The organism is Frateuria sp. YIM B11624, assembly GCF_049727805.1.
In the GTDB taxonomy this organism is placed as follows: Bacteria; Pseudomonadota; Gammaproteobacteria; order Xanthomonadales; family Rhodanobacteraceae; genus Frateuria_A.
This window is the reverse complement of sequence record NZ_JBCNYA010000076.1, coordinates 1-327: the sequence shown is the minus strand read 5'-3', so window position 1 is coordinate 327 and position 327 is coordinate 1. Positions and strand designations below refer to the sequence as shown.

Annotated in this window: 1 protein-coding gene; it reads left to right on the top strand. The window is 59.0% G+C overall.

Features of this window, described 5'->3' with window-relative positions; genetic code table 11:
* Positions 1–276, top strand: a 276-nt coding sequence (locus tag AAIL17_RS18235; protein WP_424684244.1) for a hypothetical protein, incomplete at its 5' end; no start/stop codon positions are given.
* Positions 277–327 lie beyond the last annotated feature (51 nt).

Genomic DNA, 327 nt, shown 5'->3' with positions numbered 1-327 from the left:
AGCGTTAGGCCTCAAATGCCGCATTTCGCGCTCACCCGACTAGGCTACGATCAGCTCATCGAGGCGTGTGGCGGTAGTCCACCATCACCGCTCTGGGTCAACGCTGGCGTCCTCTCTTCATCCGAGCTGGCTGCATTGCGCGCTCAAGGCCTCGACGTCACCGAGTTCTCGCGGTCAATTCCTTTTCAAGGCCAGGGCTTGCATGATGCTATCAACACCATCGGAGAGCATCATCCAGGTTCGTCCATATGGGTTGAGCACGTCGCGCAGCCCTAACTACGCGTTCAAGGCGGACGGCTTCGCCGCCGCTTAACTCAAGCGTTAGGC